The sequence below is a fragment of the Streptomyces sp. NBC_00568 genome (assembly GCF_026341855.1).
Classification (GTDB): domain Bacteria; phylum Actinomycetota; class Actinomycetes; order Streptomycetales; family Streptomycetaceae; genus Streptomyces.
This window is the reverse complement of record NZ_JAPENW010000001.1, coordinates 5,238,326-5,253,924: the sequence shown is the minus strand read 5'-3', so window position 1 is coordinate 5,253,924 and position 15,599 is coordinate 5,238,326. Positions and strand designations below refer to the sequence as shown.

12 protein-coding genes are annotated in these 15,599 nt (G+C 70.7%); 6 read left to right on the top strand and 6 right to left on the bottom strand.

All coding sequences use genetic code 11. The features are described from left to right. Positions 1-179: 179 nt before the first annotated feature. The 4 genes from OOK38_RS22755 to OOK38_RS22740 all read right to left on the bottom strand — a co-directional run bounded on the left by OOK38_RS22755 (position 180) and on the right by OOK38_RS22740 (position 4,167). Positions 180-881 (bottom strand): AAA family ATPase, encoded by a 702-nt coding sequence (locus OOK38_RS22755; RefSeq protein ID WP_266757733.1) that lies wholly within the window; start codon positions 879-881, stop codon positions 180-182. A gap of 34 nt (positions 882-915) precedes the next feature. Then, a complete protein-coding gene (locus OOK38_RS22750; RefSeq protein WP_266757735.1) occupies positions 916-1,737 on the bottom strand; it encodes an ABC transporter permease in 822 nt (273 codons plus the stop codon). Between the two features lie 88 nt (positions 1,738-1,825). Further along, on the bottom strand, positions 1,826-2,800 hold the full coding sequence (locus tag OOK38_RS22745) for an ABC transporter ATP-binding protein (protein WP_266757736.1): 975 nt from the start codon (positions 2,798-2,800) through the stop codon (positions 1,826-1,828). A gap of 149 nt (positions 2,801-2,949) precedes the next feature. Beyond that, positions 2,950-4,167: an NYN domain-containing protein gene (locus OOK38_RS22740; RefSeq protein ID WP_266757738.1), complete on the bottom strand. Its 1,218-nt coding sequence runs from the start codon at positions 4,165-4,167 to the stop codon at positions 2,950-2,952. Between the two features lie 224 nt (positions 4,168-4,391). On the opposite strand from OOK38_RS22740, the gene OOK38_RS22735 reads away from it, so the two are divergent. Beyond that, positions 4,392-4,571, top strand: coding sequence for a hypothetical protein (locus OOK38_RS22735; protein WP_266757739.1), 180 nt, complete (start codon positions 4,392-4,394; stop codon positions 4,569-4,571). An 82-nt stretch (positions 4,572-4,653) separates the two neighbouring features. On the opposite strand, the gene dnaE is transcribed toward OOK38_RS22735, so the two are convergent. Then, entirely contained in the window at positions 4,654-8,193 is a 3,540-nt protein-coding gene (gene dnaE, locus OOK38_RS22730; RefSeq protein ID WP_266848762.1) for a DNA polymerase III subunit alpha, read from the bottom strand. 265 nt (positions 8,194-8,458) lie between these two features. On the opposite strand from dnaE, the gene OOK38_RS22725 reads away from it, so the two are divergent. The 4 genes from OOK38_RS22725 to OOK38_RS22710 all read left to right on the top strand — a co-directional run bounded on the left by OOK38_RS22725 (position 8,459) and on the right by OOK38_RS22710 (position 13,272). Continuing rightward, on the top strand, positions 8,459-9,787 hold the full coding sequence (locus OOK38_RS22725; protein WP_266848760.1) for a DUF2252 domain-containing protein: 1,329 nt from the start codon (positions 8,459-8,461) through the stop codon (positions 9,785-9,787). A gap of 97 nt (positions 9,788-9,884) precedes the next feature. Next, positions 9,885-10,568: a hypothetical protein gene (locus tag OOK38_RS22720; protein WP_266848758.1), complete on the top strand. Its 684-nt coding sequence runs from the start codon at positions 9,885-9,887 to the stop codon at positions 10,566-10,568. Between the two features lie 91 nt (positions 10,569-10,659). After that, positions 10,660-11,478 carry a thioredoxin domain-containing protein gene (locus OOK38_RS22715; RefSeq protein WP_266757745.1) on the top strand — a complete coding sequence of 273 codons (819 nt, stop codon included), beginning with the start codon at positions 10,660-10,662 and terminating at the stop codon, positions 11,476-11,478. A 126-nt stretch (positions 11,479-11,604) separates the two neighbouring features. Continuing rightward, entirely contained in the window at positions 11,605-13,272 is a 1,668-nt protein-coding gene (locus OOK38_RS22710) for an alkaline phosphatase (RefSeq protein ID WP_266757747.1), read from the top strand. A gap of 45 nt (positions 13,273-13,317) precedes the next feature. On the opposite strand, the gene OOK38_RS22705 is transcribed toward OOK38_RS22710, so the two are convergent. After that, positions 13,318-13,887 (bottom strand): dienelactone hydrolase family protein, encoded by a 570-nt coding sequence (locus OOK38_RS22705; protein ID WP_266848756.1) that lies wholly within the window; start codon positions 13,885-13,887, stop codon positions 13,318-13,320. 202 nt (positions 13,888-14,089) lie between these two features. Between OOK38_RS22705 and OOK38_RS22700 the strand changes: the two genes are divergently transcribed. Further along, positions 14,090-15,241, top strand: coding sequence for a mechanosensitive ion channel family protein (locus OOK38_RS22700; RefSeq protein WP_266848754.1), 1,152 nt, complete (start codon positions 14,090-14,092; stop codon positions 15,239-15,241). The last annotated feature ends 358 nt before the right edge of the window (positions 15,242-15,599 follow it).

Here is a 15,599-nt window from a genome sequence, read left to right as displayed (position 1 = left end):
TGTCGAAGAAGACGCGAAAACGCAAGTGGCGCATCAGGAAGGGCCGCTCGAACCACGGCCGCCGTCCGGCGTGACCCACGCTCCGCACCCGGGGCCGGCCGGGCGGCACCTCTTCCGGCGCCCGGCCGGTCCTGCCCGGTCCACCCGGTCCGCCCGCCGGTCCTTCGACCGGACCGGGCCTACGCGGTGGGAGGCCCCGGCGGCGTGGCCGGGTAGGGGCTCTGCTGGTACGGGTCGGGGTCCCGGGGGCCGAACAGGGCCATGAGGCCGAGGTGGACCACCAGGGCGCTCAGGGACCACGCGAGCAGCGCGCCCTTGGCCCCGAGCTTCAGCGGCGCGGAGAACGTGACGCCCTTGCCGACGGCCTTGGCGTGCGCGACCACGTTCTGTGTGGGCCCGAGCCAGATCCCGATCCGCCAGGCGAGGAGCGATCCGAGCAGGCCACCGACGGCGAGCCCGATCACCAGGGGCACACCGCCGCGCCGCCGGACGAGGAACACGACGAGGGCGCTCAGTGCTCCGAAGCCCAGCGCGAGCAGGGTGAACGTTCCATCGACGCCGATGGCCTGCTCCCCCTCGGTGTCCTTGAGGTACACCGCGGTGTCGTCCGCGATCAGCGGCACGTGCGGGGCCAGCCACCACCAGAGCACCCCGAGCAGCGCCCCCGCGAGCGCGACCGCGACCGTGATCACGGCGGCCTCCCGCAGTTCGGTCTTCATCCCGGGTCCGTCCTGTCCGTAGGAGACCTCGTACGCGGCCGGATACACGGGGTAGCCCGCGGGGCCGGAAGCGGGCGGAGCCTGCCAGGCAGGATGCGGTTGCTGCCGGCCCTCGGGGGACTGTTCATGCGGCGGCGGAGGTGGAGTCAGCGGAGCGGTCACCCTGACATCGTGCCAGGCCCCGCCGTCGGCCGCGTCACCGGACGGCTGCCCGGCGATAGGCCCAGGCGGCGAGGGCCAGCGAGGCCACCCCGACTCCGGCGCAGACGGCCAGATCGCCGAGGACGACGGCCCAGTCGGGGTGCGCCCCGAAGGTGCGTGCGAAGGCTTCGACACCGTACGTCGAGGGCAGCAGGTCCCGGGCGTACTGCACCACGGTCGGCATCCGGTCCGCCGGGAGAACGCCCAGCAGCAGGGCCGCGGACATGCCCAGCTGGCCGAGCAGCGTGGCGAGCTCGGGCCGCGGCGCGAGCAGCCCGAAGGCGGCCCCGAGCCCGGCGAGCGCGGCGCCCGCGAGCGGGACGACCGCGGCGAGCACCCACAGATGGGCCAGCGGCAGCCCGAAGAGCAGACACCCGAAGACGGCGGTGACGACGGTGCCGGGCACGGTGAAGGACGCGTACGCGGCCGCGGCGCCGAGCACCACGGCCGCCGGCGGCACCGGCAGCGTCGCGTAGTGGTCGAGCCCGCCGCTCGCCCGCAGCTGCCCGAAGTACTGCGCGAGCAGGTTGAGCGCGACGAAGGCCACGACCAGGACGGTCGACCCGGCCACCACGGCGCGCGCCTCGTCGCCGCCGTCCACCACCCCACGCATCATGATCATGATGCCGATGGACTGGAAGGTGGCCACGAACAGCAGCGGGATCCGCGCGACACGGGCCCGTGAGAGCTGCGCCCGGTACACGGCGGCCAGCGAAGGCCACAGCCGCGCACGCGGCCCCAGCTCCGCGGCGCCGTCGGCGTCCTCGGCCACGGGCAGCACGCTGCCCGGCAGCACTTCAGCGGGTACGACACTCACGTCGAACTGCTCCCCTTCGCTCCGGCAGCCGTCCTGTTCCGCACACGTACGACGCCCCTCTCCCGTACGGATTCCACGCCCCGGACACTCACGCCTTCACCAGTCCCTGTGTCGCGTGGCCGCCCAGCGCCAGGTAGACGTCCTCCAGGCTGGGCGTGGCCAGCGTGAAGTCGTCGAGCGCGGCGAAGGCGGCTCCACCGGTGACCGTGGCCACGGCCGCGCGGGCCTCCTCGGGCGCGAGCCGCAGCGTCCAGCGGCGGCCCGACTCCACGGCGCGGTCGCGCAGCGCGGCGACCTCGGGGACATGGAGCGGGGCGCTGGTACGCCAGACGAGTTCGACCCGGACCTCGCCCGCGACCCGTTCCTTGAGCCCGGCCGGGGTGTCGCAGGCGATGACCCGCCCCTCGTCCATGACCGCGACCCGGTCGAGGACGGTCTCGGCCTCGATGACGTTGTGGGTGACCAGCAGGACCGTGGCGCCCTGTTCCACCCGGCGCCGGTCGACGGCGGCCCAGACCGCGCGCCGGGCGACCGGGTCCATGCCGGTGGTGGGCTCGTCGAGGACCAGCAGCGGGCGCCGCCCGACGAGCGCGGCGGCGAGGCAGGCGAGCCTGCGCTGACCGCCCGACAGCTTCTTCAGGGGGCGGGAGGCGAGCGCGGTCAGACCCAGTTCGTCGAGGACCGCGTCACGCTCGGCCCGCGCCGCGCGCAGGTCGAGTCCGCGCAGGCGCCCGGTCGTCTCGGCGGCGAGGGACACGGTCAGCTCGTCGAGGGCGGTGGACTCCTGCCCCAGGTAGGCGAGGATGCGTGCGGCCCGCTCGGGGTGACGCACGATGTCGTGTCCGAGGATCTCGACACTGCCGCTGTCGGGCCGCATCAGCCCGGTCAGCTGGCGTACGAGGGTGGACTTGCCGGCACCGTTCGGCCCGAGGAGCCCGAAGATCTCGCCCCGGTGGATGTCCAGACGCACCCCGTCGGTGGCCCTGACCTCGGGTGTCGCCGGGGTGCCGCGGCGGCCGCGGACCGCCGGATAGGTCTTGGTGAGACCTCGCACGGCGCACACGACATCGCCCCTGTGTCCGTTCCGGACTGCCTGTGCCGTGCGCGTACTCACGAAGGACGAGAGTACGTGGTCCGATGCCCCGTTATGCGCTCGGGGCCGTGGCGGGCCCTCGGCGAAGGCCTCCGCGCCCCCTCGCCGACGGCTTCGGATCACTCCCCGACGGGGGCGTGTTCCGCCGCGGTGCGCACATCGATCTCCCGCCAGAATCCGGCCCGGATCGCATAGCGGTCGTGCTCGTCGATCTGGTCGTCCTTGTGCGCGAGCAGGCCGAAACGGGCCGCGTAGCGCAGCAGTTCGCCGTCCACCCGGTGCGGCACCCGCGGGTACATCGCCGACAGCTTCTGCAGATGACTCGGGTCGGTGAGGCGCCCCATCCAGCGGCGTGCGAAGACCTGCCCGACCTCGAAGGGATCACCGCCCACCGTGGTGATGTCCTCCTCGCGGTCCGCCCACCGCTGCTCCGCGGAGGTGAGCTGGGCGAGCGTGGGCAGCGCGGCGGCCTCCGGGGACTCCGTGGCGCCGCCGGGCCGGTCGACCCAGCCCTTGTCCGAGGACCAGCGCAGCGTCGCGTTCGTGGGGTGCTGGGCGGCCTGGGTGCCCGGTCCGCGCAGCGCGGCCAGGTCCTTCGGTGTGGGGACACCCTTGGGGGCGGACGCCCGCTCCTGGGTGCCGTTCTGCGATTCGGCCGCCTGGTGGTGCTCGGCCTCCTGGGCGGAGCGCTCGGCCGCCGCCGCGAGCGCCGACTCGGGCAGCGGCGCGGAGAGGATGGCGGCGATCTCCGGGCGCGGCACCGGCGGCGGCGCGCAGATCCCGCCGAGGTCCTTGGCACGGACCGCCTTGGTGATCCAGGCCCGGTCGAGCACCCGCCGCTCGTCGGCCTCGGCCACCAGGTCCTCGGACTGGTTGTAGTCGCCGTCCGCGGCCTGCACGGCCCACAGGTGTACGGCGACGCCGTGCTCCTTGGCGGCCATCATGCCCGGCAGCAGGTCCCCGTCGCCGGTCACGAGGACCACGTCGGAGCAGGCGCGGTTGCGCGCCAGCTCGGTCAGCTCGGCGTGCATGGCGGCGTCCACGCCCTTCTGCGCCCACCGCCCGTCGCTGCGGGTCAGCGCCCCCAGGCGCACCGTCACCCGGGGCATCACGCGCAGCCTGCGGTGCTCGGGCTGCGGCACCCGGTCGGGGGCGCCGTCGAACCAGTAGATGCGCAGCAGGGGCCGCTCCGTGTCGGACTCGGCGCGCTCGCGCAGGCCCTGGATGAGGGCGGTGTGGTCGACGGTGATCCGGGATCGCGAAGGCTCCCCGGCGAGGAGACTGGCAGCAGCCCCGAGCAGATACCCGGCATCCACCAGGACGATGCAGCGGTCCACGCGATCCACCCTCTTTCCGGGAGGTTTGCTTCGGGCTTCCTTGGAGTCTGCCCGACCGTGCGGAGGTTAACGGCCGGAACTCGATCTTCGGCGTGGCGGATCGCGAGAACACCTACCGACAGGTCTTATTACGCACGGTAATTCTACGAAATGCGCCACTTCTCAGCCTATGTGAGTCTGGTCGCGGCCCTGGCCCCTAGATCCCCTTCAGGAGGCAGATCACCATGGCCAAGAACAAGAACCGCAAGCAGGGCGGCCACGCCGACCGCTCCTCGCAGGCTGAGCGTGCGCAGGAGCAGGCACAGCGGTCGTCGGCGGAGGCACAGCAGTCGCCGATGTCGCAGGCTCAGGGCAGCCCCGCTGATGTTGCCCGTAAGCATCAGAAGCGCTTCGGCCACAACTGAGGCCGCCGCGCGGGCCATTGAGGCCCAGGCACGCACCGAGGGGCGCATCCGGTACCGGATGCGCCCCTCGGTGCTCGTCACGTCAGCCGGCCAGGCAGGACGGGCCGAGCAGCACCTTCAGGTCGCCGAAGAGCGCCGGGTCCGGCTTCACCCGGTGCCGGTCGAGCCGCAGCACGGTGGTCTTGCGCGGGCCCTGGAGCCTGATGCGGACCTCGCTCTCGCCCTTGTGGTGGCTGAGGATCTCGCCGAGGCGGCTGACCATGGGCGGAGTGACCTTCAGCGCCGGGATGGTGAGGATCACGGGCGCGTTGGTGCCCGCGTTCGACAGGTCCGGGACCTGGAGCTCCATCGCGACCAGGCGCGGCACGTCCTCACGCTTGTCGAGGCGTCCCTTGACGAAGACGACCGCGTCCTCGACGAGTTGGGTCGACACCAGCTGGTACGTCGCCGGGAAGAACATGCACTCCATGGAGCCCGCGAGGTCCTCCACGGTGGCGATCGCCCAGGCGTTGCCCTGCTTGGTCATCTTGCGCTGCAGACCCGAGATGATGCCGCCGATCGTCACGACCGCGCCGTCCCCGTGCTCGCCTCCGGTCAGCTGGGAGATACCCGCGTCCGCCTTGTCGGACAGCACGTGCTCGAGGCCGAAGAGCGGGTGGTCGGAGACGTACAGCCCGAGCATCTCCCGCTCCTGGGCGAGCAGATAGGCCTTGTCCCACTCGTCGGTCGTGAACTCCACGTCGAGTCCGAAGCCGGGCTCGCTGGTGTCCTCGTCCCCCATGCCGCCGAAGAGGTCGAACTGCCCCTCGGCCTCCTTGCGCTTGACCGCCACCACGTTGTCGATCATCGGCTCGAACTGCGCGGTAAGGCCCTTGCGGGTGTGCCCCATCGTGTCGAACGCGCCGGCCTTGATCAGCGATTCCGTGGTGCGCTTGTTGCAGGCGACCGCCTCGACCTTGTCGAGGTAGTCGGGGAAGGAGGCGTACTTCCCCTTGGCCTTGCGGCTGCGGATGATCGACTCCACGACGTTCGTGCCGACGTTGCGGACGGCCGAGAGGCCGAAGAGGATCACGTCGTCGCCCTGGGCGGCGAAGTTCTGCTCGGACTCGTTCACGTTGGGCGGCAGCACCTTGATGCCCATGCGCCGGCACTCGTTCAGGTAGACGGCCGACTTGTCCTTGTCGTCCTTGACCGAGGTGAGCAGCGCGGCCATGTACTCGGCCGGGTAGTTCGCCTTCAGGTAGCCGGTCCAGTACGAGACGAGTCCGTACGCGGCGGAGTGGGCCTTGTTGAAGGCGTAGCCGGCGAACGGGACCAGCACGTCCCACAGGCCCTGGATCGCCTCGTCGCTGTAGTTGTTCTTGCGGGCGCCCTCCTGGAAGAGGACGAAGTTCTTCGCCAGCTCGTCGGGCTTCTTCTTGCCCATCACGCGGCGCAGGATGTCGGCCTCGCCGAGCGAGTACCCGGCGATGATCTGGGCGGCCTTCTGGACCTGCTCCTGGTAGACGATCAGGCCGTAGGTGACGGCCAGGACCTCTTCGAGCGGCTTCTCCAGCTCCGGGTGGATCGGGGTGATCTCCTGGCGCTTGTTCTTGCGCTCCGCGTAGTTGATGTGCGAGTTCATGCCCATCGGGCCCGGCCGGTAGAGGGCCGAGACGGCGGAGATGTCCTCGAAGTTGTCGGGCTGCATCTGGCGGAGCAGCGAGCGCATCGGGCCGCCGTCGAACTGGAAGACGCCGAGGGTGTCGCCGCGGCAGAGCAGTTCGAAGGTCTTGGGGTCGTCCAGCGGGAGGGCGAGCATCTCCAGGTCGACGCCCTTGTTGGCCTTCACCATCTTGATGGCGTCGTCCATGATCGTGAGGTTGCGCAGGCCCAGGAAGTCCATCTTGAGCAGGCCCAGCGACTCGCACTGGGGGTAGTCCCACTGGGTGATCGTCACGCCGTCGGTGTGCCGCACCCAGATGGGGGCGTGGTCGACGATGGGCTCGCTGGACATGATCACGCCGGCGGCGTGGACGCCCATCTGCCGGACCAGGCCCTCGACGCCCTTGGCGGTGTCGATGACCTTCTTCACGTCCGGCTCGTTCTCGTACATCGCGCGGATCTCGCCGGCCTCGCCGTAGCGGGGGTGCGAGGGGTCGGTGATGCCGTTCAGGTCGATGCCCTTGCCGAGGACGTCGGCGGGCATCGCCTTGGTGAGCCGGTCGCCCATCGCGTACGGGTAGCCCAGCACGCGCGCGGAGTCCTTGATGGCGTTCTTCGCCTTGATCTTGCCGTACGTGCCGATCATGGCGACCTTGTCGGCGCCGTACTTCTCGGTCACGTACCTGATCACCTCGACGCGCCTGCGCTCGTCGAAGTCGATGTCGACGTCGGGCATGGAGACGCGCTCGGGGTTGAGGAACCGCTCGAAGATCAGACCGTGCGGGATCGGGTCGAGGTCGGTGATGCCCATGGCGTACGCCACGATCGAGCCGGCCGCGGAACCACGGCCGGGGCCGACCGCGATGCCCTGGTTCTTGGCCCACATGATGAAGTCGGCGACCACAAGGAAGTATCCCGGGAACCCCATCTGGATGATGACGTCCATCTCGTACTCGACCTGCTTCTGGCGGTCGTCGGGGACGCCGCCGGGGAAGCGGCGCTCCATGCCGAGCCGGACTTCCTCCTTGAACCAGGTGACCTCGGTGAAGCCGTCGGGGATGTCGAACTTCGGCATGAGGTTCTTCGCCTCGAACATGCCGGTCGTGTCGATCTGCTCGGCCACCAGGAGGGTGTTCGCGCAGCCCTCCTGCCAGGCGTCCGAGGAGTCGACCGCGTACATCTCGTCCGTCGACTTCAGGTAGTAGCCGGTGCCGTCGAAGCGGAAGCGGTCCGGGTCGGAGAGGTTCTTGCCGGTCTGGATGCACAGCAGGGCGTCGTGGGCGGTCGCCTCGTGCGCGTACGTGTAGTGCGAGTCGTTCGTCACCAGGGGCGGGATGCCGAGCTTCTTGCCGATCTCCAGGAGTCCGTCGCGGACCCGGCGCTCGATCTCGATGCCGTGGTCCATCAGCTCCAGGAAGTAGCGGTCCTTGCCGAAGATGTCCTGGTACTCGGCGGCCGCCTTCAGCGCCTCGTCGAACTGGCCGAGGCGCAGCCGGGTCTGGAGCTCGCCGGAGGGGCAGCCGGTGGAGGCGATGAGCCCCTCCGACCACTGGGAGATCGTCTCCTTGTCCATCCGGGGCCACTTCTGGAGCCAGCCCTCGGCGTACGCGTCCGAGGAGAGCTTGAAGAGGTTGTGCAGGCCCGTCCGGTTCGCCGCCCAGATCGTCTTGTGCGTATAACCACCCGAACCGGACACGTCGTCGCGCTTCTGGTGCGGCTGGCCCCACTGGATCTTGCGCTTGTTGCGCCGGGACTCCGGGGCGACGTACGCCTCGATGCCGATGATCGGCGTGACGCCCGCCTTCTTCGCCGTGTGGAAGAAGTCATAGGCCCCGTGGAGGTTGCCGTGGTCGCTCATCGCGATGTGGGACATGCCCATCTCGTTGCACGCGTCGAACATGTCCTTGAGCCGCGCGGCACCGTCCAGCAGCGAGTACTGGGTGTGGACGTGCAGGTGCGTGAACGGCGGCTTCGACACGGTTTCGGCCTCCAGGAAGAACCATTGGTGACAGGCTGCGGACAGTCTGGGGGGTCAGCGTCGAAGTCTATGACGCGCGACTGACACTCGGCGGAGGATCACCCGTACCTTCATGCGGGGGCCGGGATCCCGGGCGTACGTCCGCCGCCGGAACCCGGGCACTCCCGCGTATCTTCGTCCGTTGGAAGTGGACGGACCCCTTGTCCCCGGGGCGGCGCGCCCGCCCTGTCAGCCACGCACCACCTGCACCAGGAGGCACCCAGCGATGTCGGTCCCGCAGCTCAGCGCCGAGCAACGCGGCGAGCAGATCCTCGCCGTCTTCGACACCGCCTTCGGCGAGCTCCTGGCCGCCGACCCGGCCGCGTTCCGTGTGAAGTTCCGCAAGATGGCGGCCTCCGCGTTCGCCTTCTACCGCGGCACCGCGGGGCTCTTCTACCACGATCTCGACCAGGACCGGCGGGGCGGCCCGTACCTGGACGAGCGGACCTCGCGGGTGTGGATCCACGGCGACCTGCACGCCGAGAACTTCGGCACGTACATGGACGCCCAGGGCCGCCTGATCTTCAACGTGAACGACTTCGACGAGGCCTACGTCGGCCCCTTCACCTGGGACCTCAAGCGCTTCGCGGCCTCCGTCGCCCTCATCGGCTACGCGAAGGCGCTCAGTGACGAGCAGATCACCGAGCTGGTGCGGGTCTACGCGGCCGCCTACCGCGAGCGCATCCGCGCCCTCGCCACCGGCGCCAAGAGCGACGAGGTGCCGCCCTTCACGCTGGAGACCGCCGAGGGCCCGCTCCTGGACGCGCTGCGCGACGCCCGCTCGCTGACCCGCTTCGGGCTGCTCGACTCGATGACCGAGATCCGCGACTTCGAGCGCCGGTTCGCGCCGGGCGGCGGCTCCATCGAGCTGGACGCCGCCACCCGCTACAAGGTCCTCGCGGCCTTCGACGGCTACCTGGAGACGCTTCCGGAGTCCTCGCTGACCCGCCCGGACTCGTACCGCGTGAAGGACGTCGTGGGCCGCCGCGGCATCGGCATCGGCTCGGCCGGACTGCCGTCGTACAACATCCTTCTGGAGGGCAACAGCGACGCCCTGGAGAACGATGTCGTGATCTACATCAAGCAGGCCCAGACCCCGGCCGTCTCCCGGCACGTCAAGGACTCCTCGATCCGCGAGTACTTCCAGCACGAGGGTCACCGCACGGTGATCTCCCAGCGCGCCCTGCAGGCGCACGCCGACCCGTGGCTCGGCTGGACCGAGCTGGACGGCGCGGGCCAGCTGGTCGCCGAGGTCTCGCCGTACGCGGTGGACCTGGACTGGAGTGACATCGACGACCCCGAGGAGATCGCCTCGGTCGTCGCCGACCTCGGCCGGGCCACCGCCACGATGCACGCGGCGGCGGACGACGAGAGCGGTCACTCGGAGCTGGTGCCGTTCTCCACGGAGCGGGCCATCGACGCGGCCATCGCGGCCGACGAGGACGGCTTCGCCGGCCTGCTGGTGGACTTCGCGCACGACTACGGCACCCGCGCCCGCCGCGACCACCAGATCTTCGTGGACCTGTTCCGCAACGGACGGATCCCGGGCCTGTAGGGCACGCGCCGCGGCGCTACTCCTCACAGCGCTCCCGTAACGCACAGGAACCCTTTAGGGGACGCTTACGGGAGCGCGTGGGAGACTCACCTCCGCTATGGACATATCCGGGACCCAGCTCAGAGCCGTTCGCGCGGCAGTGTTCACGGCCGTCGTCGTGACGCTCTCCGCCGCGTCGCACGTGCTGCTGTCCCACATGCCGCTGCCACTGTCCACCGTGGCCGTGATCGCCGCCGCCGTCTTCGCCCTCGCCTTCGCGCTGGCGGGCCGTGAGCGGGGCTTCGGCCGGATCGCGGCCCTGCTGATCCCGCTGGAACTGGCCGCCGACACCGTGTTCACCACGGGCCAGCACGTCTGTTACGGCAGAGCGGGCGGCCCGGTCGCCGGTCCGCTGCGCTCGGTCGGCTTCGACGTGCTGTGCGGCGGCAGCGTGGGCGCCCCGCTCGCCCGGGTGACCGGCGGCGCCCCCGACCGTGCCGCCGCCCTGCTCGCCCAGGCCGACCCGGCCGCCTCCTGGCTGCTGCTCGGCGCGCATGTCGCCGTCGGCCTGCTCGCCGCCGGCTGGCTGCGCCGCGGCGAACGCGCCCTGGACCAGCTCCTGCGTGCCGTGGCCGCGACGACGTTCCGGCCACTGCTGCTCGCCGTCGCCGCGGTGACCGTACGGCTCGCCCCGGCCCGGCCGCTGCCGCGCACCGCGCGCCGGTCAACCGCCGCCCGCACCCGCCTGTTCGTGCACTCCCTGGGACGCCGCGGACCGCCCCGCCCGGTCGCTTTCGCCTGAGCGACCGCTCCCGGGCACAGCCCTGAGCGCCAGCAGTCCCCCATACGTATTCCGCGTACGACAGTGCGCGTCCCTGATGGAGATCACCACCATGAGCAAGCGGAACAGCCAGGCGTCGAAGACGGCGGCACGCGAGAAGCTGCGCATCGAGCGCGAGCGCCAGGCCAAGCGCGACAAGGTCAAGCGCCAGGCGATCGTGGCCGGTTCCCTCGTCGCGGTCCTCGCGATAGCGGGCGGCATCGGCTACGCGGTCGTGCAGAACAACAAGCCCACCTACTGGGAGGGCATGAAGGACGCCAAGGTCGTCGCCCCGGCCAACACCACGGGCACCAAGGGCACCACGGTCGTCATCGGCAAGGACACCGCCAAGAAGACCCTCAAGCTCTACGAGGACCCGCGCTGCCCCGTGTGCGCCAGCTTCGAGCAGACCGTCGGCTCGACGGTCGAGAAGGACCTGGACGACGGCAAGTTCAAGATCCAGTACATCGGCGCCACGTTCATCGACAACAGCGACAACGGCGAGGGCTCCAAGAACGCGCTGAGCGCCCTGGGCGCCGCGCTGAACGTCAGCCCCGAAGCGTTCACCGAGTACAAGACCGCGCTGTACTCGGCGAAGTGGCACCCGGAGGAGTCGACGGACAAGTTCAAGGACGACGCCTACCTCATCAAGGTCGCGAACACCGTCTCCGCGCTGAAGGACAACACGAAGTTCCAGAACGCGGTCAAGAAGGGCACCTACGACGCCTGGGCGATGGCCATGTCCAAGACCTTCGACGACAACAAGGACGGCGTGGGCGGCACCCCGAGCCTGGTGATGGACGGCAAGACGCTCACCGGCTCGGACGGCAAGAACGCGCCGATGACGGTCGCCGACTTCACCACGGCGATCGACGCGGCCCTCAAGGCCTGACCGGCGTCGAGGCCACCCATGTGACCCCAGTGGTCCGAGTGACCTGAGCGGCGAAAAGCCAAAGAGCGGGCGAACTTTTCCAGTTCGCCCGCTCTTGGCTTGTACTGCTCGGTAACCTCATCGCCCGTGACCAGTCGACAGAGATCAACCGACTCCGCGGGCAGCCTCAACTCCCGCGCTCCGCGCCGCCGTACGGTCGTCAAGGCCGCGGCCGCCACCGCCGTCCTCGCCGCCCCGCTCGCGGCCGCCCTGCCCGCCCGCGCCGCCGAGGCGCCGGCCTTCCTGCACGGGGTCGCCTCCGGCGACCCGCTCCCCGACGGCATCCTGCTGTGGACCCGGGTGACACCCGACTCCCAGGCGATACCGGGCTCCGGACTCGGCCCGGACACCCAGGTCAGCTGGACCGTCGCCAAGGACAAGGCGTTCACCACGATCGTGGCCACGGGTTCCACCCTCGCGACGGCCGCCTCCGACCACACGGTCAAGGCCGACATCCGCGGCCTCGCTCCGGCCACCGACTACTGGTTCCGCTTCTCGGCGGGCGGCACCGACTCGCCCCCGGCGCGCACCCGCACCGCGCCGGCGGCGGACGCGGCCGTGCCGGGCCTGCGCTTCGGCGTGGTCTCCTGCGCCAACTGGGAGGCCGGCTACTTCTCGGCGTACCGCCACCTCGCGGCCCGGAACGACCTGGACGCCTGGCTGCACCTCGGCGACTACATCTACGAGTACAAGTCCGGCGAGTACGGGACCCGCGGCACGGTCGTACGGCCGCACGCCCCCGCCAACGAGATCCTCACCCTCGCCGACTACCGCACCCGGCACGGCCGTTACAAGACCGACCCGGACCTTCAGGCCCTGCACCACAAGGCGCCGGTCGTCGCGATCTGGGACGACCACGAGTTCGCCGACAACTCCTGGTCGGGCGGCGCGGTCAACCACACCGAGGGCGCCGAGGGCGCCTGGTCGGCCCGTCAGTCCGCCGCGAAGCAGGCCTACTTCGAGTGGATGCCGGTCCGTCCGGCGATCGCCGGCACCACCTACCGCAGGCTGCGCTTCGGCAAGCTCGCCGACCTCTCGCTGCTCGACCTGCGCTCCTTCAGGTCGCAGCAGGCGTCCACGGCAAGCGGCTCGGTCGACGACCCGGACCGGACGCTCACCGGACGCGCCCAGCTCGACTGGCTGAAGTCCGGGCTCAAGTCCTCGGACACCACCTGGCGACTGGTCGGCAACTCGGTGATGATCTCGCCGTTCGCCGTGGGCTCCCTCTCCGCCGACCTGCTCAAGCCGCTCGCCAAACTGCTCGGCCTCCCGCAGGAGGGCATCGCCCTCAACACCGACCAGTGGGACGGCTACACGGACGACCGCCGCGAACTGCTCGCGCACCTGCGCTCCAACGCCATCCGCAACACGGTCTTCCTGACCGGCGACATCCACATGGCCTGGGCCAACGACGTGCCGGTGGACGCCGGAACGTACCCGCTGTCCGCGTCCGCCGCCACGGAGTTCGTGGTCACCTCGATCACCTCCGACAACCTGGACGACATCGTCAAGGTTCCCGAGGGTGCCGTCTCGGCCATCGCCTCCCCGGTCATCCGCGCGGCCAACCGCCATGTCCACTGGGTCGACACCGACCGCCACGGCTACGGCGTCCTGGACATCACCGCCACCCGCGCGCAGATGGACTACTACGTGCTCTCCGACCGCACGAACCCGAACGCGACCTCGTCCTGGGCCCGTTCGTACCGCACGCCCAGCGGCACGCAGAAGGTCGAGCGGACGTACGACCCGGTCTGACCGGCCCGCCGACGTACGCGCCGGCCGACGTACGCGGCTGCCGGGCTACAAGCTGTCGAGGAAGCCGAGTGCCACCTTCCAGGTGGCCTCGGCCGCCTCGGCGTCGTAGTCGGGCAGGTCGGGGTCGGTGTAGATGTGCCCCGCGCCCGCGTACCGGTAGATCTCCACGTCGGCTCCGGTTCTCTGCATCTGGAGATACCAGGCGCTCAGCCAGTCGTCCGTCTCGAACTGGTCGGGCTCGGCGACATGCAGCTGGACCGGCAGTTCGTCCACCGACGCGTTCTCGGCGATGTCCGATGTGCCGTGCAGCAGGAGCAGGCCGACGGCCTTCTCGTCGCCGAGGGCCAGGGTCTGCGCGACGGAGGCGCCGAGGGAGAAGCCCGCGTAGACCAGGCCGCGCCCGGAATAGGGCGCGGCGGCCAGGACCGCGCGCTTGAGCAGCTCGTCCTTGCCGGTCTCGTCGCTGAAGGCCATGCCCTCCTCGACGGTCTCGAAGGTGTGCCCGTCGAAGAGGTCGGGCGTCCACACCTCGTGTCCCGCGGCCCGCAGCCGGTCGGCCGCCGCGCGCACCGCCGGCCGAAGACCGTAGGTCGAGTGAAAGAGCATGATGTTCATGGGTCCCATGGTGCCAGCCGGGACCGACAGCGCCGGGCGCCCTCCCCCGGACCCGCGAAGGGGGCCGCTCCGCGCCGACGGAGGGAGCGGCTGCTCCGTGCCGGGCGGAGGGGGTACTCCGTCGTCCCGGGCGAAGGGGATACCCCGTTCCGCCCGGAGAACACATGTTCATGACCGCCCGAGGCCGGTTACGTTCTCAGGCATGGAGAACGTACTGCGCCCGGTGATCGTCGTCGGTGGCTCGGTCGTGCTCACGCTGCTCATCGGGTGGTCCGTGGACCGCCTGTTGCGTCGGGTGGACGACCGGCACAGCGAGACCTCCCTGTGGGGTCTGCTCCGCCGCGGCCGTGTCCCCTTCCAGCTGGTCCTGTTCGCGGCTCTGCTCAGAGCCTCGTACGACCAGGCGAAGCTGCTGGTGGAGCATCGGATCGGCATCGGCCGGACCCTGACCCTGATCCTCATCGGCGCCGCCGCCTGGCTGGTGGTGAGCATCGCGACGGCGATCGTCGAGACCTCGTACACCCGCTACGCGAACGCGCACCGCGATCCGGCGCGGGTCCGGCGGGTCCGCACCCAGGTCACACTGATCCAGCGGGTGGTCTCCGCGGTCGTCGGCGTGGTCGCGATCGCCGCGATGCTGCTCACCTTCCCGGCGATGCGCGCGGCCGGTGCCTCGCTGCTGGCCTCGGCCGGAATCCTCGGCATCGTCGCCGGTGTCGCCGCCCAGTCCACCCTCGCGAACCTCTTCGCGGGCCTGCAGATCGCCTTCGGCGACATGGTGCGGCTCGGCGACACGGTGGTGGTCGACGGCGAGTGGGGCACCGTCGAGGAGATCACGCTGACCTTCCTGACGGTCCGGACCTGGGACGAGCGCCGGATCACCATGCCGGTCTCGTACTTCACGTCCAAGCCGTTCGAGAACTGGTCGCGCGGCACCCCCCAGATGACCGGCATCGTCTTCCTGCACGTCGACCACTCCGCCCCGGTGGAGGCGATGCGCGCGAAGCTGCGCGACATCCTGCGCGAGTGCCCGGCCTGGGACGGCCGCGACTACGCCCTCGCGGTCACCGACTCGACGCCCAACACCATGCAGGTCCGCGCCCTGGTCACCGCGAAGGACGCGGACGACATCTGGACGGTACGGGTCACGGTCCGCGAGCAGTTGATCCGCTGGCTGACCGAACAGCACCCGTACGCGCTCCCCCGCGTCAACACCGCCGAGGCGATGCTGCCCCCGGGCCAGACGCGGCGCCCGGGGCACGCGGAGCCGGACGGCGCGGACGGTGTGGCGGCCCGCGCGAACCACGGCCGCCACATCCACGAGCCACCCCGGACGGGCCCCGGACGGGGCTGACTCCCCGACACCCGAGACCCCAGGTCCGCCCTTCGTCCCCCGGGCCCGGGGCCGCCCTTCGTCCCCGGCCCCGGGGTCACCCCCCCGGGGCCGGGCCCCATGGCCAGCTCCGGCGCCCAGTGACCCGAGGATCGGCTCGTCGCCCGCGAACCCGGCGCCGCCTTCTCGGCCTCAGGCCCCAGCCTCAGACCTCAGACCTCGGACCTCGGACCTCGGACCTCGGACCTCGGACCTCAGACCTCAGACTCCAGACTCCAGGGCAGGTTTCTCGCCCCGGCTTCTTCGTCCCCGGCCCCGTCGGTCACGATCGTCCGCGCCACCGCGTGTGCGGACGGGCCGGGAGCCGGGCGGGCGGCGG